The sequence below is a fragment of the Pseudomonas sp. ok272 genome, from assembly GCF_900109995.1.
GTDB lineage: Bacteria > Pseudomonadota > Gammaproteobacteria > Pseudomonadales > Pseudomonadaceae > Aquipseudomonas.
Genome location: NZ_FOCB01000003.1, coordinates 417,332 through 435,820, shown reverse-complemented (window position 1 = coordinate 435,820; position 18,489 = coordinate 417,332). Strand labels below are relative to the sequence as shown.

Sequence of the window (18,489 nt, the reverse complement as noted above, 5' to 3'; positions counted from 1 at the left end):
GCTCAGGCCTCGTCTTCGATGCGCCGCGGCGACCGCCGGCGACCATGGGTCACCAACTCGATCAACTGCGCGGCGCTCAGGGCATGGGCGAACAACCAGCCCTGGCCGTAGTGCACGCCTTCGCTGCTCAGGTACATCACCTGTTCCTCATGTTCGATGCCCTCGGCGATCACCTTGAGCTGCAAGGCATGGGCCATGCGAATGATGTGGGGCGCCACGCCGCTGCTGGCCGCGTCATGGCCCAGCGCATCGATGAACGCCTTGTCGATCTTCAGGCAATCCACCGGCAAGGTTTGCAGGTACGCCAGGCTGCAATAGCCCGTGCCGAAGTCATCGATCAACACTTGATGCCCGGCATCGCGCAAGGCTTGCAGGTTCTGCCGTGCGACCACCACGTCGATCAGCCCGCGCTCGGTGACCTCGAACGCGATCTGATGGGCCGCCACCTGGTGCTGGGCCAGTAACCGCGCCATGACCTCGCCAATCCTGGGCACCATCACGTCACAGGCCGCCAGGTTGACCGAGATATAGAGCTGCGGGTTGGCCCGCAACAACTGGCCAAGCTGCTTGAGCAAGCGTTCCAGGACAAAGTCGGTGATCTGGCGGATCTGTCCGGAGTTCTCCGCCATGGGAATGAACAGGTCCGGGCTGGTCAGCGTTCCGTCCGGGCGCCGCCAGCGCAACAAGGCTTCGGCACCGACACACTGGCGGCTGCCCAAGTCAAAGATCGGTTGGTACAGCACCTGCAACTCATCGCGTTTGAGCGCACCGTGCAACTCGCCGCCCATCGACTGGCGCTGGCGAGCCAACAAGTACACCACCGCGCCAATGCAGGCCCCCAGGAGCAAGCTCGACGGCACCAACCACCACCACAAGACCGGCAGGTGCAAGGCGGTACGCGGCGAGATCAGCACCAGTTGGTATTCGGGGTTGATGGTGGGCATGCGATAGATCAGGCGATTCTGGGTGATCTGCAGCGGTTCAGTGCTGAAGGGCGACCAGGCCTCCTTCGGCGGCCACGACTGGGGGGCGCCCAGCACCGGTATGGCCCGAGTGCCGTGGTCGACAATCACCAGCAAGCTGCTGCCCGGCATCAGGTCGACCATATCGGCCAGGTGCCCGCGAGAGGTCGCGACCCGAAAGTTGCCCCGCCCAAGCATCAAGGCCGCGCGGTTCTCATTGGGCTCGGTGCTGGTGTTGAGCCAGTAGCTGTAGGTCGGGCCCTGGATGTCGGGGGATCGAACGGCGGCCAGGTCTTCCTGGCGGGGGCGGTTGGAACACAGTTGCGACTTATCGATGTAGGCGGCTTCATACACAAATCGGTAGTTGAAGCTGACCTCCTGTAACGCCGCGATCATTTGCGCGCTGCACCCCCTCAAGGGCTGCGCCTCCAGGTCATCGAGGCTTTCGCGCAACTGGCCGAACAATTGCTCCAGGCGTTCAAGGAAACGTTCGCCCTGGGCGTTCATCTGTTCGCTTTCACGCTGTTGGACCTGACGCAACGCCACCCCCAGGCTGACGGTCAACAGCAGCGTGAGACTCAGCGCAGCCGCCATCATCGCCAAGGGCCAGGGGCGATAGAACCAACGGTGTAGGGTCTGCCTAGCGGCCGCCATCATCGAGTATCCGAAGGATTACCAATGAGTTATAGCTACTAATTTGGATTTAGCGAAAGTCCTCGGACAAGCGCCATTATTTTGTCTGGTTCAGCACCTGCAGGATCGCTGCACTTTGCGCATCTGGCGTACCGTCAAAGCGCGCCGGACGAAAACGCATCTGGAAGGCGGCCAGCACGTGGCGCGTGGCGACATCCAGTTCACCGGTCTGCGGCGTGGCGTAACCCAGCCGGGCGAGTTCTTCCTGGAACCAGGTGATGCTGGGCAACTGCGCGGCAAATACCGCTTGCTGGCGGGCCACGGCCTGCTCGTCCGGCCAGACCGCAACGCCGGCTTCAGCCAGGCGCTTCCAGGGGAACAACGGACCCGGATCGAGTTTGCGCAGCGGGGCAATGTCGCTGTGGCCAATCACATGCCGAGGGCTGATGCCATATCGCTTGTTGATGTCTTTGATCAAGACAATCAGCGATTGGACCTGTGCCTCACTGTAGGGATACCAGACGCGCCCAGTGGGCATGTCGCGGTAGCCGGGGTTGACGATCTCAATGCCGATGGAGCTGGAGTTCAACCAGGTACGCCCCTGCCATTCACTTTCACCGGCATGCCAGGCGCGATAGTTTTCATCCACCAGCTTGTAGATGGTCCCGTTCTTGTCGTCGCCAATCAGGTAGTGGCTGCTGACTTCGCCATGGGTCAGCAGGGCCAGCGAACGCTCCAGCGAGGCGGAGGTGTAATGCACCACGACAAACTGCACGCGGCTGTCGTAGTTGACCGAGGGATGGCGGGTGTCGATACGCGGGCCGCTCGCACAACCGGCCAGGACAATAAGCGACACAAGCAAGGCAATAAATTTCATGGCAGAGACAGTACGCTGAAGACAGTAATGCAACAGTGTAACGTAATGCCCGCGACCGAGCCGGCAAAAGCCGGGGATTATACAAAATGGAACAATTGGCTCAGCCAATCTCGATCCGGTTACGACCGGCATCCTTTGCCCGGTACAGCGCCTGATCGGCTCTTTTAAGCACCAGATCGCTGTGTTCTCCCGCCTTGAACGCACTCATCCCGATAGAGACGCTGATGGTGACCCGCTCGCCCTTGAAATGAAACGGGCAGGCCTCGATCGCTGCACGCAGGGTTTCCAGCAGCTTGGCCCCCACCGGTAACGAGGTGTCAGGCATCAGCAGCACAAACTCCTCGCCACCAAAGCGCGCAATAAAGTCTGATCCGCGCAGGCGCTTGCGCAGGACGGTGGCGATGATCTTCAGTACCTTGTCGCCCGCCAGGTGCCCGTAGTTGTCGTTAATGCGCTTGAAATGATCGAGGTCGAGCATGGCCAGCAACAGGGTATTGCCGTGCTGCTGCCACTGCCCGACCTCATGCTCCAAGCGTTCGCTCCACGCCGCGCGATTCGGCAACCCGGTCAGCGGGTCGACCAGGGCTTTCTGCCGCTGCTCTTCAAGGTGCTCGCGATAGCCCTGGGCTTCCTGCTCCATGCTCGCCACCCGCTCGGCCAGGCCCTGCAGGCGCATAGCGACTTCCTGCTCACGCTCGTCGCGCTGCTTTTTATGCTGGTCCATGGTGCCGAGCAAGCCTTCGAGGTGATTCTCCAGCACGTGCTTGAGGCCTTCCAGGTCCTCGGCCTGCTGCATGCTGCTGTGTAAGCCATCGACCTGCTCACGGATTTGCGTGTCCAACTCATGCGCCGCGCTGCGGTTATCCGCATGCCCGTCACTGGCGGCTTGCAAGTTGCTCTGGAACGACTCCAGCCGCTCGTTGAGTTGCTTTAGATACACTTCGAATTCGTGCTGGCCGCTGTCGGTGATTGCCAGCATCAGCACCGCCAGGTCGTCCAGGATCGGCAGCAGTTCGTACCAATTGAGTCCGTTTTTCAGCCGCTCACGCATGGCCTCGGCTTGCGGCCGGTGGCGCTCAGGCAATGTCAGGTCGTCCAGCAGGCCCAGCAGTGTGCTTTCAATGTGCTTGGCGACCGAACTGTACGAAGGCTCGGGTGAATCCGGGAGGGCATAGTGCACCGGGTACTCGGGGTGCTCCGAGTCGGCTTCGACCGGCGCCTCGCCCTCCGTTGGCAACAGGGGCTCAGGCAACGGTTCGGGCTCTTCCGGCGGCGGGGCCTTGGGTGCCAGTTCCTCGACCTGCGCCGCCGCAGCCGGCGGGTCCTGCTCGACGTCCGACACCGGAGCGGGCGCCACCTTGGGTTCCACCACCGGCGGCACAAACGCCACGACCGCAGGAGCGAGCGGCTCAGCAACCGGCACCGCCGCAACCACGGATGGCGCCGGTGCCGCGACGGGAGCCGGCACGGGTGCAGCAGATGCCAGCAGGGAAGGTTCAGGGCTGGGCGCCAGCACCTCGTGATTCGGCTCGGGAGCGGCGCTCGGGGCAGGGGCAGGCGCCACCTCGACCACGCCCGTGACCTGCGGCGCTTGCGCGTCCTCGTCACGAGCGCCAAACAGACGCTGCAGCAGCCCCGGGCGGGCGGGCTCCGTGGGGGTCTCCAGTGCATCGATGGCCTGCGCCTGCAAACTGCTCAGTTCACCGAGCAATAAGGGAATCTCTCGGGCCTGGCCGACGCGGGCATCCAACTGCTTGGCAAACGTCTTCAGCGGGCGGCTGACTTCGCGGGGCAGCGGCAGGCTCTGGAGCTGATTGACCAGGGCGGTCAGCGCGGTGCCAATCTGATCGACCCGGGTCTCACGGCGCTGTTCGGAGTCGAGCACGGCTTTTTCAAGACGCGGCAGCAACGCCGCCAACCCGGCGTCCATGTCGTTGGTGCGGATGACTTCGCGCATTTCCTTCATGCACTGGTCAACCACCCGGTCGGTGCCCTCCGCCGCCAGCGTGCTGCGCACCAGCCCACGACGCAACAAGTCGAGCCGGGCATCCCAGCGACGTTCGAGTTTTTCCTGTTGTTCGATGCTCTTGAGGTACTTCTCTTTCCAGCGCTGTGCTTCGTCGCTCATTCAGGGGTTCCGCGCAGGGCAGGGCTCAACGCGGGCAATGCATCGGCCGTGAGCGAACCGGGCAGACGAATCTCTACCGCGACCGGCAGGTGATCTGAAATCGGCTGCGCCAGCACTTCGACCCGTTCGAGGGTCAAGGTCGGGCTGAGCAGAATATGGTCCAGGCAGCGCTGAGGGCGCCAGCTGGGGAACGTGGCTTCGACTTGCGGCGCGAGCAGGCCAAGGTCGCGCAAGGGCGAACTTTGCAGCAGGTCGCTGGCATGGGTGTTCATATCGCCCATCAACACCTGGTGCTTATAGCCGCCAATCAGCTCGCGAATGTACGCCAACTGCAGGCTGCGCACCCGTGCCCCCAACGCCAGGTGCATCATCACCACCACTAACGCTTCGGGGCCCTCGCCAAAGCGCACCAGGATGGCGCCCCGGCCCTTGGGGCCTGGCAACGGGTGATCCTCGATCTGCCACGGCCGCAGCCGGCTGAGCACGCCATTGCTGTGCTGGCCAAAGCGGCCCAGGTTGCGATTGAGTTGTTGATACCAGTAGGGGAAGGCGCCGAGTTGGGCCAGGTGCTCGACCTGGTTGACGTAGCCCGAGCGCAGGCTGCCGCCATCGGCTTCCTGCAAGGCGACCAAATCGTAGTCACCCAGCAGGTTGCCGATCTTTTGTAGGTTGTCGGCACGCCCGACATGGGGCAGCAAGTGCTGCCAGCCCCGGGTCAGGTAATGCCGATAGCGCTCGGTACTGATACCGACCTGGATATTGAAGCTGAGCAAGCGCAAGCGACTGTCTGCGGGCAAGCCCGCGGGTTGCAGGTGATGCTCGTTGACCTGCGGGTCATGCAGGCCAACGATGCGCTCATTACCCCAGCGACGCATGGCGGGGCGCGCGCTTAGTTAGCGGCGGCCTTGTTTGTCGCTCGCTCTTTGGCAACCAGTTGATCCGCTAGGTTCAGGGCTTGCTCAGGGCCGCCGGCAGAACCAATGTCGAAGCGGTATTTACCGTTGACAATCAGGGTGGGGACGCCGGAGATTTCATACTTCTTGGCCAGCTCTTTGGCCTGGACGACTTTGCCTTTGATGGCAAAGGAATCGAACGTCGCGAGGAACTTGTCCTTGTCGACACCCTGGGTGGCCAGGAAGTTGGCCATGTCGTTCTTATCGACCAGCTTCTCGCGCTTGTTCTGGATAGCGTCAAAAACCGCAGCGTGAACTTTGTGCTCTACGCCCATGGCTTCCAGGGTCAAGAACATCTGGCCGTGTGCGTCCCAAGGGCCGCCGAACATGGCGGGAATACGCACGAAATTCACATCCGACGGCAGTTTCTCAACCCATGGATTGATTACCGGCTCAAATGAGTAGCAATGTGGGCAGCCGTACCAAAACAACTCCACCACTTCGATCTTGCCTGGCACCGCGACCGGCACCGCATTGCTCAATTCGACGTAAGGTGCGCTAGGCGCTTCGGCAGCCTGGGCGGTCATGCCGAACAGGCTGGCAGTGACGAGTGCGGCGCTGAGAATCAGATTACGCATGCTTTGCTCCTGGACAAATTAGGTCGCCTCGCTCGGCAAGTGTTCAGACACATCGCGGCGGGCTTGAGTTCGCTAGTGTAACGGCAGCGGCCACAAAAAAGGGCGGCCAAGGCCACCCTTTTTATGCTCGCACCCAAGGATTAATCGAGCGTTAACGCTGTGCGCGGTCAATACCGCCACAACGCCCGCCCGAGAGGCCTTAGTGCAGGCCCTGGATGTAGCTGGAGACCGCCGCGATATCTTCGTCGCTCAGTCGTTTAGCAATGGTTTGCATGGTCTTGGTGTCGCCGTCGTTGGTGCGGCCGCCTTCTTCCTTGCGGAAGTCGGTCAGTTGCTTGGCCACGTACGACGCATGCTGGCCACCCAGGTGCGGGAAGCCGGCCGCCGCGTTGCCAGCACCGTTAGGCGAATGGCAACCGGTGCAGGCCGGCAGGCCCTTGGCCAAGTCGCCGCCACGGAACAGTGCTTCACCGCGCGCCACGAGTTTCGGGTCTGCTGCACCGACGCTACCTTTCTGGCTAGCGAAGTAGGCGGCAATGTCAGCCAGGTCCTGGTCGCTCAGGTTGGTCAACAGGCCGGTCATTTCCAGGACCGTGCGCTTGCCCGACTTGATGTCGTGCAACTGCTTGCTCAGGTATTTTTCACCCTGGCCTGCCAGCTTTGGAAAGTTTGGCGCCATGCTGTTGCCATCCGGGCCATGGCAAGCACCACAGACTGCGGCTTTCGCCTGACCAGCTTTAGCATCGCCTGTCACTGCGTTACCTGCGGCATGGGCAATGCCGGAGATCCCCACGGTCAACAGCAGACTCACGATCAATTTGTTCATCAGCTAATCCAACTACGGCTAAGGGTTAAAGAGTTATGGACCGGGATCACTCGCTCATCCACTGGATGATGGCCTGGTAATCCTCGGCACTGCAGTCCATGCACAAACCACGCGGCGGCATTGCCTTGAAACCCTGGGTCACGTGTTGCACCAGCGTCTCCATACCTTGCGCCAATCTTGGCGCCCAAGCTTGCTGATCGCCTTTTTGAGGCGCCGTCGGCAGCTGGCCGGAATGACAGGCGCCACAAACACGGTTGTACACAACTTCCGGATCCTGTGTAGCCTGCGCGCTATAAAGCGGCATCAAGACACCAGCAGCCAGCAGCCATTTCGTCATAAAACGACCTTTTCAGGGTTGAGAGCGTGCTGCGTTCTTATGCGCAATCAAGGTCAATCGCTCTCGTGAACTTCATCCTACGCTGGGACAAAGCGCACACAAAATCTGCGGCATTATATACTGGCGTCACTGAAACGGAAACGACGCAGCTCTTTGCGACCATTCTCGGCACCGCCCATATCGGAAATCCCATGCAACTCAAGAACCCCATCCTCGGTCTGTGCCAACAGTCCACCTTCATGCTCAGCGCTGCCAAAGTTGATCAATGCCCCGATGACGAGGGCTTTGAAGTGGCCTTCGCCGGGCGTTCCAACGCCGGCAAATCCAGCGCCCTGAACACCCTGACCCACGCCAGCCTGGCGCGCACCTCGAAAACCCCGGGCCGCACGCAGCTGTTGAACTTCTTCAAGCTAGACGATGATCGGCGTCTGGTCGACCTGCCGGGCTACGGTTATGCAAAAGTACCCATCCCGCTGAAGCTGCACTGGCAGCGTCACCTGGAAGCCTACCTGGGCAGCCGCGAGAGCCTGAAGGGCTTGATCCTGATGATGGACATCCGTCATCCAATGACTGACTTCGACCTGCTGATGCTCGATTGGGCCGTGGCCAGCGGCATGCCGATGCATATCTTGCTGACCAAGGCCGACAAGCTGACCTATGGCGCCGCCAAGAACACGCTGCTCAAGGTCCAGGCGGATATCCGCAAGGGCTGGGGCGATGCGGTGTCCATCCAGCTGTTCTCGGCGCCAAAGCGCCTGGGCCTGGAAGACGCCTACACCGTGCTGGCGGAGTGGATGGAGCTGGCGGACAAGGGCGCAGAAGTCGCCGAGTAAGGCAGGAGCGAAAACTCGCCGAGCGGCGATCAGGCAAGGCAAACGTGCGGCTCGAAAGCGGAGCCTAGGGGCCTAAGTGAGCATTTCGAGCCGCACGTTTAACGCCGCATGATCGACGCACAGGCAGTTTTCAGGCAAAAAAAACCCCGAATCTCTATGGGGAGGGAAAATTCGGGGTCCAAGGCCCGGACCGCCAGGGGAGGGGTCCGGATATCTGCCAACACTTAACACAACATAGGAGCATTGAAGGGCTTCACCACCCAACAGTAGCTCTGAGTAGCGGTTCATGGATTTAGTTCAAACTGATTTCAAAACCCATTGGCAATAAGCCCAAGTGTTTTACGAACTAATAGCCCTTCGCCGCTGATTGGCCGCGACACTATGCCGCGGCAATCCCCCCGAAAAACCGCCCGGATCGGCCTAGTGAGCCTCGTCCCAGTTGTTCCCCACGCCCACTTCCACCAACAGTGGCACCTCCAGGGTGGCCGCGCCGCTCATGTGCACCCGAATCTCCTCGCTGACCTGATCCACCAGATCCTCGCGAACCTCAAGTACCAATTCATCGTGCACCTGCAGGATGACCCTGGCATCCAGGCCGGAAGCGGCCAGCCAGTTATCCACCGCCACCATGGCGCGCTTGATGATGTCTGCCGCCGTGCCTTGCATCGGCGCGTTGATCGCCGTGCGCTCGGCGCCGGCACGTTCCTGCGGCTTGTTGGAGTTGATCTCCGGCAGGTACAGGCGCCGGCCGAACAGCGTTTCCACGTAGCCCTGGTCCGCCGCCTGGGCACGGGTGCGGTCCATATATTCGCGAACTCCCGGGTAGCGGGCGAAATAGGTGTCGATATAGGCCTTGGCCTGCTTGGCCCCAACGCCGATGTCCTTGCCGAGCTTCTGCGCGCCCATGCCGTAGATCAGGCCGAAGTTGATCGCCTTGGCACTGCGCCGCTGATCGGTCGTCACGTCTGCCAGCTCGACCTTGAACACTTCCGCCGCTGTCGCGGTGTGCACGTCGAGGTTGTTGCGAAAGGCATTCAACAAGCCTTCATCGCGGGACAGGTGGGCCATGATCCGCAACTCGATCTGCGAATAGTCCGCCGCCAGCAGCTTGTAGCCCTTGGGCGCGACAAACGCCTGGCGAATACGCCGGCCCTCGGCCGTCCGTACGGGGATGTTCTGCAGGTTCGGATCACTTGAGGACAAGCGCCCCGTGGAGGCCACGGCCTGGTGGTAAGAGGTGTGGATGCGCCCGGTGCGCGGGTTGATCTGCTCTGGCAACCGGTCGGTGTAGGTGCTTTTGAGCTTGCTCATGGAACGGTACTGCATCAGCACCTTGGGCAGCGGATAGTCATCTTCCGCGAGCTTGGCCAGCACCTCTTCGGCGGTGGACGGCTGGCCCTTGGCGGTCTTCTTCAGCACCGGCAAGCCGAGCTTTTCGTAGAGGATCACGCCCAACTGCTTGGGCGAGCTGAGGTTGAATTCCTCACCGGCGATCTCGAAGGCTTCGCGCTCCAGGGCAACCATCTTGTTGCCCAGCTCAATGCTCTGGATGCCCAGCAACTCCGCATCCACCAGCGCACCCTGGCGCTCGATGCGCGCCAGCACCGGCACCAGGGGCATCTCGATATCGCTGAGCACGCTGGCCAGGGTCGGGATAGCGGCCAGCTTCTCATGCAGGACTTGATGCAGGCGCAGCGTCACGTCGGCATCCTCGGCCGCGTAAGGTCCGGCCTGCTCAAGGGCGATCTGGTCGAACGTCAGTTGCTTGGCACCCTTGCCGGCGATGTCCTGAAAACTCACGGTGGTGTGGTCCAGGTACTTCTGCGCCAGGCTGTCCATGTCATGCCGGGTCGCCGTGGAGTTGAGTACGTAGGACTCCAGCATGGTGTCGAAGGCAACGCCGCGCACCGTGATGCCACAGGCCGGGTCGCCACCGATGGCGCAGTTGGCCAGGATGTTGATGTCGAACTTGGCGTGCTGGCCAACCTTGAGCCTGGTCTCATCTTCCAGCAGTGGCTTCAAGGCCCGCAGTACGGTGTCGCGGTCCAGTTGGTCCGGGACGCCGATGTAGGAGTGGGTCAGCGGGATGTAGGCCGCTTCATTGGCGCGCACGGCGAAGGACAGCCCGACCAGTTGCGCCTGCTGGGCATCGACGCCCGTGGTTTCGGTGTCGAAGGCGAACAGCTTGGCCTTGTTCAGCTTCGCCAGCCAAACGTCGAAACGCGCCTGGTCGAGGATGGTTTCGTACTGCGCCTCGGCGACCACCGCCACTTCGGGCTCGGCTTCACTCAACAGGTCCACCGCGGGCGCCGCCTGGGCCGCCGCCTTGAGTTCTACGCGCTTGGCATCACGTTGCAGTTCGTCGAGCCAGCTCTTGAATTCAAGCAGGGCGTAGAGCTCGGCCAGCTTTTCACGGTCCGGCTCACCCAGGTGCAGGTCCTCCAGCCCTACGTCCAGCGGCACGTCGACCTTGATGGTCGCCAGTGCATAGGACAGGAACGCCATGTCCTTGTGCTCTTCGAGCTTGGCCGGCAGGGTCTTCGCCCCCCGAATCGGCAGGGTCGGGACGATGTCGAGCTGCGCATACAGCTCGGTCAGGCCACCATTGACGCCCACCAACAGGCCGGATGCCGTCTTCGGCCCGATGCCGGGAACGCCGGGAATGTTGTCGGAGGAGTCGCCCATGAGCGCCAGGTAATCGATGATCTGCTCGGGAGCGACACCGAATTTCTCCTTCACGCCAGCCACGTCCATCGCGCTACCGGTCATGGTGTTGACCAAGGTAATGTGCCCGTCGACCAACTGCGCCATGTCCTTGTCGCCCGTGGAGATCACCACCGGACGGCCTGCGGCGGCGCTGCTGCGGGCCAGCGTACCGATCACGTCGTCCGCCTCCACACCTTCGACGCACAACAGCGGGAAGCCCATGGCGATCACACTGGCGTGCAACGGCTCGATCTGCACCCGCATGTCGTCGGGCATGCTCGGACGGTTGGCCTTGTATTCGGCGTACATGTCATCGCGAAATGTCCCGCCCTTGGCGTCGAACACCACGGCGAACGGGCTATCCGGGTACTGCTTGCGCAGACTCTTGAGCATGTTCAGGACGCCCTTGACCGCGCCGGTCGGCAGGCCTTTGGACGTGGTCAAGGGTGGCAGCGCGTGGAAGGCGCGATACAGGTATGAAGAACCGTCCACCAGGACGAGGGGGGCTTGGCTCATGAGCAGGATCAACCTTTTCGGCGGGTCCGGCGCTAGAATAGCGGGACCGTTGACGACAAAGGGACAAGGTTATCATGCGTACACTTAATCGCCTGTTGCTGGCTGGCTTCTTTGCAATGACTCCGCTGGCCGTGATGGCAGCCAATGACGCACCGACGCCTGAGCCAGAGGTCACCATCCACACCGAAGGCGACAAAGTCATTCAGGAGTACCGCCAGAATGGCTTCCTGTACGCCATCAAGGTCACCCCGAAGGGCGCACCACCGTACTTTCTGGTACGCGCGGACGGGACGGATGCCAATTTCATCCGCTCGGACCAGCCGGATATGCTGATTCCGGCGTGGAAGATCTTTGAATGGAAATAGTTTCTTAACTTTAATCGGCGCTGGCTGGTTCGCAGCGCCCGAACTGAGCAGTTTTTAACCATGTCTGTGTTCACCCCCCTGGCTCGGCCCGAGCTGGAAACCTTTCTCGCCCCTTACGGGCTCGGCCGCCTGCTTGATTTCCAGGGAATCGCCGCGGGAAGCGAAAACACCAATTTCTTCATCAGCCTGGAGCGGGGCGAATGTGTCCTGACCCTGGTTGAGCGCGGTCCGGTGCAAGAGATGCCGTTCTTCATCGAGTTGCTCGATGTCCTGCACGACGCCAACCTGCCCGTGCCCTACGCCCTGCGCACCACCGACGGCGTCGCCCTGCGCACCCTGGCCGGCAAGCCCGCGCTGTTACAGCCCAGGCTTGCGGGCAAGCACATCAAGGTCGCCAACGCCCAGCATTGCGTGCAAGTCGGCGAGTTGCTGGGGCACCTGCACCTGGCGACCAAAGACCAGATGATCCCGCGCAAGACGGACCGGGGCCTGGACTGGATGCTGGAGCAAGGCACCCAACTGCTGTCGCACCTGGCCACCGAGCCACGGGAGCTGCTGCAACGCGCCCTGGATGAAATCAGCGCGCAGAAGGCGAACATTCTCGCGCTGCCCCAGGCCAACATCCACGCCGACCTGTTCCGCGACAATGCCATGTTCGAAGGCACGCACCTGACCGGGCTGATCGACTTCTACAACGCCTGTTCGGGCCCCATGCTCTATGACGTGGCCATCGCCTTGAATGACTGGTGCGCAGACGACGACGGCGTCATCGACGGCCCGCGCGCGCGCGCGCTGCTGGGCGCCTATGCCGCACTGCGGCCGTTCACCGCCGCCGAAGCCGAGCTGTGGCCAACCCTGTTGCGGGTGGCGTGCGTTCGGTTCTGGCTGTCTCGGCTGATCGCCGCCGAGTCGTTTGCCGGGCAGGACGTGCTGATTCACGATCCGATGGAGTTCCAGCAGCGCCTGACCCAGCGGCAGCAAGTCAGCACACCGCTGCCGTTCGCCCTCTAAACGGTTCGCGAACAGTCTCGCTCCCACAAGAGCCGCGTTGTACCTGTGGGAGCGAGACTGCTCGCGATTGAGGCGAAGCCGAATACGGCTTAAAGCGACTCCAGGCACCCCGCCAAATCATTGCCCAGCTTCTCCAGCACCTGCTCATAGCCCTGCGCCGTGGCGGGCGTGTAGCTACCGAGCGCATCCAACTCCGCGAGTTTCACCGGCAGGCCGGCGACCAGGGTTTCAGCCAGTCGTGGACGCAACGGTGGCTCACTGAACACACAGGTCTTGCCCACGTCCTGCAAGCGCGTGCGCATCGCCGCAACATGCTGGGCGCCCGGCTGTACTTCGGCGGCCACGCTGAACACACCGGCGTGCTTGAGGCCGTAGGCGTCTTCGAAGTAGTCGAAGGCTTCGTGGAACACGAAGTACGGCTTGCCCGCAACGGCGGCCAAACGGGCCTTGAGCCGCTGATCCAGCGCGTCCATGCGCGCATCGAAGGCCTTGAGGTTGCTCTGGTAGCGCGCTGCATTGGCGGGGTCGGCAGCACTGAGGTCGGCGGCGACCTTCGCCGCGATCACCCGCGCATTGACCGTCGACAACCACAGGTGGGCATCCAGCGTCCCTGGACGATGGTCGTGATCGTGCTCGTCGGCCTCTTCGGTGTGGGAGTGGCTATCCTCGGCGAAGTGACGCAGCTTCAGCCCGGGCAGGTCCTGCACCGCCACCGTGGGCAAGGTGCGCCCCTTGAGTACCCGAGGCAGGAAGCCTTCCATGTCCGGGCCGATCCAGTACAGCAAGTCCACGGCTTGCACCTTGCGAACGTCGGAAGGGCGCAAGGCATAGTTGTGCGGCGATGCCCCCGGTGGCAGCAAGACCTCGGGAACCCCGACGCCGTCCTGCACCGCCGCGACAATCAACTGCAGCGGCTTGATGCTGGTCAGCACCTTGACCTCGGCCTGGGCAGTGCCAATCACGAACAAACTGGCGGTAAATGTGACAAGGATGACAAAAAGTCTGGACACGATGAGCACTCAAGGAGACGAGAACGGGTAACATAATAACGTCTCCAACTAAACGCGTCGCCGCCCATGCCTAAAACACCGCTCGCCAGCCGCCCCCACGACCACTCGCACTGCGTGCATAACGCGCTGTCCGCGGCCGATGTCATCTGCGAACAAAAAGGTCTGCGCCTGACCGCCCTGCGCCGGCGGGTGCTGGAACTGGTGTGGCAAAGCCACAAGCCGCTGGGCGCCTACGACATCCTCGCGGTGCTCAGCGAGCAGGACGGTCGCCGCGCCGCGCCGCCCACCGTGTACCGCGCCCTGGACTTCCTGCTGGATAACGGCCTGGTGCATCGCATTTCGTCGCTCAACGCCTTCGTCGGCTGCAACCATCCGGCGCACGCCCACCAGGGCCAGTTCCTGATCTGCCGCCAATGCCATGCGGCCATCGAGCTGCAACAGCAGTCCATCAGCGATGCCATCGTGCACAGCGCCCTCGACGTCGGGTTCGTGGTCGAAGGCCAGACCGTCGAAGTGATCGGGCTCTGCTCGGGTTGCCAGGGGGCTTGATGAGCACTGCGTTGATACGCCTTGAGCAGGTCGCCGTGGCCTTTGCCGGGCAAGCCGTGCTGGACAAGATCGACCTGAGTGTCGAGCCGGGGCAGATCGTCACCCTGATCGGCCCCAACGGCGCCGGCAAGACCACCCTGGTGCGGGCGGTACTCGGCTTGCTCAAGCCCGACAGCGGCAGCGTCTGGCGCAAGCCCAAGCTGCGTGTCGGCTATATGCCGCAAAAACTCCATGTCGACCCCACGCTGCCGCTGTCGGTCCTGCGCTTCTTGCGCCTGGTGCCGGGCGTGGACCGGGCCAGGGCCCTGGCGGCGCTCCAGGAGGTTGGCGCCGAGCAGGTGATCGACAGCCCGGTACAGAGCGTTTCCGGTGGCGAGATGCAGCGCGTGCTGCTGGCCCGCGCCTTGTTGCGCGAACCGCAATTGCTGGTCCTCGATGAGCCGGTGCAAGGCGTCGATGTCGCCGGGCAAGCCGAGCTGTACAGCCTGATCACGCGCCTGCGCGACCGTCATGGTTGCGGCGTGTTGATGGTCTCCCATGATTTGCACCTGGTAATGAGCACCACCGACCAGGTGGTCTGCCTCAATCGCCATGTCTGCTGCTCCGGACACCCCGAGCAGGTCAGCGGCGACCCGGCGTTCATCGAGCTGTTCGGCAAGAACGCGCAAAGCCTGGCGATTTATCACCACCACCACGACCATGCCCACGATTTGCACGGCTCGGTCGTCAGCGCGGCACCGTCCGCCCACACCCACGTTCATGGAGATGGCTGCAAGCATGGCTGATTTTCTGTTGTATGCCCTGCTCGCAGGCCTGGCCCTGGCTGTGGTCGCGGGGCCGCTCGGCTCGTTCGTGGTCTGGCGGCGCATGGCCTATTTCGGCGACACCCTGTCCCATGCCGCCTTGCTCGGCGTGGCGCTGGGGTTCTTGCTGGATGTCAGCCCCACCGTCGCCGTGACCGTCGGCTGCCTGTTGCTGGCCGTGCTGCTGGTCACCCTGCAACAGCGCCAGCCACTGGCCTCGGACACCCTGCTGGGGATTCTTGCACCCAGCACCCTCTCTCTGGGCCTGGTGGTACTAAGCTTCATGCATGAAGTGCGGATCGACCTGATGGCCTACCTGTTTGGCGACCTGCTGGCGATCAGCCCGGGCGACCTGGCCTGGATCCTGGGCGGCAGCGCGGTGGTGCTGCTGTTGCTGGTCGCCCTGTGGCGGCCACTGCTGGCGATCACCGTGCACGAAGAGCTGGCCAGGGTCGAAGGCCTGCCCGTCGCGGCGTTGCGCCTGACATTGATGCTGTTGATTGCGGTGGTGATTGCGGTGGCGATGAAAATCGTCGGTGTGTTACTGATCACATCGTTGCTGATTATCCCGGCAGCCGCGGCACAACGTCACGCCCGATCACCCGAGCAGATGGCGTTGGGCGCCAGTTTGCTAGGTATACTCGCCGTCTGCGGTGGCCTGGCGCTGTCGTGGTTCAAGGACACGCCCGCCGGCCCCTCGATTGTGGTCGCCGCCGCCGCGCTGTTTTTGCTGAGTTTTGTCCTGCCCCGTCGAGGGGTGTAGACTTGCTCGTTTTTTGCGCAATCAGAGAGTCGCAGGAATGAAGCCGTTCGCCTCACGTTATCTGCTCCTTGTTGCATGCTTGCTGCTTGGCGCCTGCCAAAGCACGCCTCCGGCCGCCGAGGTCCCGGACGCGCGCGCGACGGCGCTCGCTCAGTTGCAGCAAAGCCTGGCCAGCAGTGAGCTGGCCACCGCCGAAGACCAATTGGCCACCTTACAGGCGCAATCGCCCAACGACCCGGCGCTGGAACCCTACCAGCGGCAGCTCGCCGAAGCGTATTTGCAGCGCAGCCAGATCGTCCTGCAAAAGGGTGATGTGAATGCCGCGGCCACGGCGCTGAGCCGTGCCCGCGCGCTGATGCCCAAGGCCCCCGCACTGACAGGCGGGGTCAACGGGGCGATTACCCAAGCGCGCAAAGCTGAGCTGGACCAGGCCGAAGCCGCCTTGCAAGCCGCTGCCGCCAGACGTGCGGCCAAGGTCATCGACCCGGCGGCCGAAAGCACCACCGTAGCGCTGAACATCAACGATAGTAAGCAACTTCGCCGACAACTGGATGCGATCGCCGCCGATGTGGTGAATTACCAGTGCGACGTGACCATTCAGGCCCCGCGTACCGAGGATTACCCCTGGCTGGCGACGCTGTTGAGCAAACGGGTGACCAAACTGGACGCCGGGTTCGACCTGAAGATCGAGCGACAGATCCTGCGCCATGTCCCGGCGCAGATGGTGCTGTCGCCACGTAAACCGTAACAGAGGATCGCCGCCTCCTGCGGGCTACCCATAAAAGCCCTGCGAGAGACGGCGATCTTTACGTTTAGGATGGCTTGGTTATTTCCAAATGGCATAACAGCCATCAAACAAATGCTAAGTACGTCTAAAAAGACACGCTAAAATGCGCGCCCGGCTAACCGCTGACCCTTTTCCAACGCGCCCCACAAGGTTCGCTAAGTGATCGAGTTTCAAAACGTCCATAAAACCTACCGCGTCGCCGGCAAGGATATTCCCGCACTGCACCCGACCAGTCTGACGATTGAGAACGGCCAGGTGTTTGGCCTGATCGGCCACTCCGGTGCAGGAAAAAGTACCCTGCTGCGCCTGATCAATCGCCTGGAAAACGCCAGCGGTGGCAAGATCTTCGTCGACGGCGAAGAAGTCACCGCGCTGGACGCCAAGGCACTGCGCCGTTTCCGCCAGCAAGTCGGGATGATCTTCCAGCACTTCAACCTGCTGGCCTCCAAGACGGTGGCCGACAACGTGGCGCTGCCCCTGACCCTGGCCGGCGAACTGTCGCGTAGCGATATCGACCGGCGCGTGGCCGAGTTGCTGGAGCGGGTCGGCCTGTCCGACCACGCCAAGAAGTACCCGGCCCAGTTGTCCGGCGGCCAGAAGCAGCGCGTCGGCATTGCTCGCGCCCTGGCGACCAAACCCAAGATCCTGCTGTGTGACGAAGCCACCAGCGCCCTGGATCCGCAAACCACCGCGTCGGTCCTGCAACTGCTGGCCGAGATCAACCGCGAACTGAAGTTGACCATCGTGCTGATCACCCATGAAATGGACGTGATCCGCCGAGTCTGCGACGAAGTGGCGGTGATGGATGCCGGCGTCATCGTCGAGCAAGGCCCGGTGGCCAAGGTGTTCCTACACCCGGCGCACCCGACCACCAAGCGTTTTGTCCAGGAAGCCGAGCAGGTCGACGAAGGCGAGCAGCGCGATGACTTCGCCCACGTGCCGGGCCGCATCGTGCGCCTGACGTTCCAGGGTGATGCGACCTACGCGCCACTGCTGGGCACCGTCGCCCGCGAAACCGGCGTGGACTACAGCATTCTCGCCGGTCGCATCGACCGCATCAAAGACACCCCCTACGGGCAACTGACCCTGGCGATCACCGGCGGTGACATGGAAGCGGCCTTCGCCCGCTTCACCGCCGCCGACGTCCACATGGAGGTGCTGCGCTGATGGATCTGTTCCTGAGCTTTTTCGTCAATATCGACTGGTCGGACATCTGGGAAGCCACCGGCGACACCATGCTGATGCTCGGCGGCTCGCTGCTGTTCACCGTGCTGCTGGGCCTGCCGCTGGGCGTGCTGCTGTTTCTCTGCGGTCCGCGCCAGTTGCTTGAGCACAAGGCCCTCTACTCGGCCCTGGCGTTTGTCGTCAACGTCGTGCGCTCGCTGCCGTTCATCATCCTGCTGATCGTGCTGATCCCCACCACGGTGTTCCTGACCGGCACTTCGCTGGGCGTGGCCGGCGCCATACCACCGCTGGTGATCGGCGCCGCACCGTTTTTCGCGCGCCTGGTGGAAACCGCGCTGCGTGAAGTCGATCGCGGCATCATCGAAGCCACCCAGGCGATGGGCGCCTCGACCCGCCAGATCGTGTTCAATGCCCTGTTGCCGGAAGCCCGCCCGGGCATCCTGGCCGCGATTACCGTCACCACGATCACCTTGGTGGGCTACACCGCCATGGCGGGCGTGGTTGGTGCGGGTGGCCTGGGTGACCTGGCGATCCGCTACGGTTACCAGCGCTTCCAGAACGATGTCATGCTGGTCACCGTGATCTTGCTGGTGCTGTTGGTACAAGTACTGCAAACCATCGGCGACAAGCTCGTAGCCCACTTTTCCCGAAAATAAATGCAATCGCC

The 18,489-nt window shown here is 62.5% G+C and carries 18 protein-coding genes; 9 read left to right on the top strand and 9 right to left on the bottom strand.

Going from position 1 to position 18,489, the window contains the following annotated elements:
• Positions 1–2 precede the first annotated feature (2 nt).
• The 7 genes from BMW74_RS07670 to BMW74_RS07640 form a co-directional block, all read right to left on the bottom strand.
• Positions 3–1,619 carry an EAL domain-containing protein gene (locus tag BMW74_RS07670; RefSeq protein ID WP_093415949.1) on the bottom strand — a complete coding sequence of 539 codons (1,617 nt, stop codon included), beginning with the start codon at positions 1,617–1,619 and terminating at the stop codon, positions 3–5.
• A gap of 73 nt (positions 1,620–1,692) precedes the next feature.
• Positions 1,693–2,472, bottom strand: a complete 780-nt coding sequence (locus tag BMW74_RS07665) for an N-acetylmuramoyl-L-alanine amidase (RefSeq protein WP_093415946.1) — start codon at positions 2,470–2,472, stop codon at positions 1,693–1,695.
• A gap of 100 nt (positions 2,473–2,572) precedes the next feature.
• On the bottom strand, positions 2,573–4,600 hold the full coding sequence (locus BMW74_RS07660) for a GGDEF domain-containing protein (RefSeq protein WP_093415943.1): 2,028 nt from the start codon (positions 4,598–4,600) through the stop codon (positions 2,573–2,575).
• Positions 4,597–5,475 carry an endonuclease/exonuclease/phosphatase family protein gene (locus BMW74_RS07655; protein ID WP_093415940.1) on the bottom strand — a complete coding sequence of 293 codons (879 nt, stop codon included), beginning with the start codon at positions 5,473–5,475 and terminating at the stop codon, positions 4,597–4,599. The genes BMW74_RS07660 and BMW74_RS07655 overlap by 4 nt, the downstream gene beginning before the upstream one ends.
• Before the next feature lie 14 nt (positions 5,476–5,489).
• Positions 5,490–6,131 (bottom strand): thiol:disulfide interchange protein DsbA, encoded by a 642-nt coding sequence (dsbA, locus tag BMW74_RS07650; protein ID WP_093415937.1) that lies wholly within the window; start codon positions 6,129–6,131, stop codon positions 5,490–5,492.
• Between the two features lie 199 nt (positions 6,132–6,330).
• Complete coding sequence (locus BMW74_RS07645; protein WP_093415934.1) at positions 6,331–6,957, bottom strand: c-type cytochrome; 627 nt, start codon at positions 6,955–6,957, stop codon at positions 6,331–6,333.
• Between the two features lie 46 nt (positions 6,958–7,003).
• Positions 7,004–7,294, bottom strand: coding sequence for a c-type cytochrome (locus tag BMW74_RS07640; protein WP_093415931.1), 291 nt, complete (start codon positions 7,292–7,294; stop codon positions 7,004–7,006).
• A 191-nt stretch (positions 7,295–7,485) separates the two neighbouring features.
• Between BMW74_RS07640 and yihA the strand changes: the two genes are divergently transcribed.
• Positions 7,486–8,127: a ribosome biogenesis GTP-binding protein YihA/YsxC gene (gene yihA, locus BMW74_RS07635; RefSeq protein ID WP_093415929.1), complete on the top strand. Its 642-nt coding sequence runs from the start codon at positions 7,486–7,488 to the stop codon at positions 8,125–8,127.
• 420 nt (positions 8,128–8,547) lie between these two features.
• Here the strand turns inward: yihA and polA are convergent, their stop codons facing one another.
• A complete protein-coding gene (gene polA / locus BMW74_RS07630) occupies positions 8,548–11,349 on the bottom strand; it encodes a DNA polymerase I (protein WP_093415926.1) in 2,802 nt (933 codons plus the stop codon).
• 74 nt (positions 11,350–11,423) lie between these two features.
• Between polA and BMW74_RS07625 the strand changes: the two genes are divergently transcribed.
• Positions 11,424–11,714: a DUF2782 domain-containing protein gene (locus tag BMW74_RS07625; RefSeq protein ID WP_093415923.1), complete on the top strand. Its 291-nt coding sequence runs from the start codon at positions 11,424–11,426 to the stop codon at positions 11,712–11,714.
• A gap of 60 nt (positions 11,715–11,774) precedes the next feature.
• Positions 11,775–12,725: a homoserine kinase gene (locus BMW74_RS07620; RefSeq protein ID WP_093415920.1), complete on the top strand. Its 951-nt coding sequence runs from the start codon at positions 11,775–11,777 to the stop codon at positions 12,723–12,725.
• An 89-nt stretch (positions 12,726–12,814) separates the two neighbouring features.
• On the opposite strand, the gene BMW74_RS07615 is transcribed toward BMW74_RS07620, so the two are convergent.
• Positions 12,815–13,744, bottom strand: coding sequence for a zinc ABC transporter substrate-binding protein ZnuA (locus tag BMW74_RS07615; protein ID WP_093415917.1), 930 nt, complete (start codon positions 13,742–13,744; stop codon positions 12,815–12,817).
• A 57-nt stretch (positions 13,745–13,801) separates the two neighbouring features.
• On the opposite strand from BMW74_RS07615, the gene BMW74_RS07610 reads away from it, so the two are divergent.
• From BMW74_RS07610 to BMW74_RS07585, 6 genes are all read left to right on the top strand, one after another.
• The gene (locus BMW74_RS07610; RefSeq protein ID WP_093415914.1) at positions 13,802–14,284 is read left to right on the top strand and encodes a Fur family transcriptional regulator; all 483 of its coding nucleotides are present in this window, start codon (positions 13,802–13,804) and stop codon (positions 14,282–14,284) included.
• Positions 14,284–15,069, top strand: a complete 786-nt coding sequence (gene znuC / locus BMW74_RS07605) for a zinc ABC transporter ATP-binding protein ZnuC (protein ID WP_093415911.1) — start codon at positions 14,284–14,286, stop codon at positions 15,067–15,069. The genes BMW74_RS07610 and znuC overlap by 1 nt, the downstream gene beginning before the upstream one ends.
• Positions 15,062–15,850, top strand: coding sequence for a zinc ABC transporter permease subunit ZnuB (gene znuB, locus BMW74_RS07600; RefSeq protein ID WP_093415908.1), 789 nt, complete (start codon positions 15,062–15,064; stop codon positions 15,848–15,850). Before znuC ends, znuB begins: the two co-directional genes overlap by 8 nt.
• A gap of 37 nt (positions 15,851–15,887) precedes the next feature.
• The gene (locus BMW74_RS07595; protein ID WP_093415905.1) at positions 15,888–16,598 is read left to right on the top strand and encodes a PA5502 family lipoprotein; all 711 of its coding nucleotides are present in this window, start codon (positions 15,888–15,890) and stop codon (positions 16,596–16,598) included.
• 198 nt (positions 16,599–16,796) lie between these two features.
• A complete protein-coding gene (locus BMW74_RS07590; protein ID WP_093415902.1) occupies positions 16,797–17,804 on the top strand; it encodes a methionine ABC transporter ATP-binding protein in 1,008 nt (335 codons plus the stop codon).
• Complete coding sequence (locus tag BMW74_RS07585) at positions 17,804–18,478, top strand: methionine ABC transporter permease (protein WP_093415899.1); 675 nt, start codon at positions 17,804–17,806, stop codon at positions 18,476–18,478. Before BMW74_RS07590 ends, BMW74_RS07585 begins: the two co-directional genes overlap by 1 nt.
• The last annotated feature ends 11 nt before the right edge of the window (positions 18,479–18,489 follow it).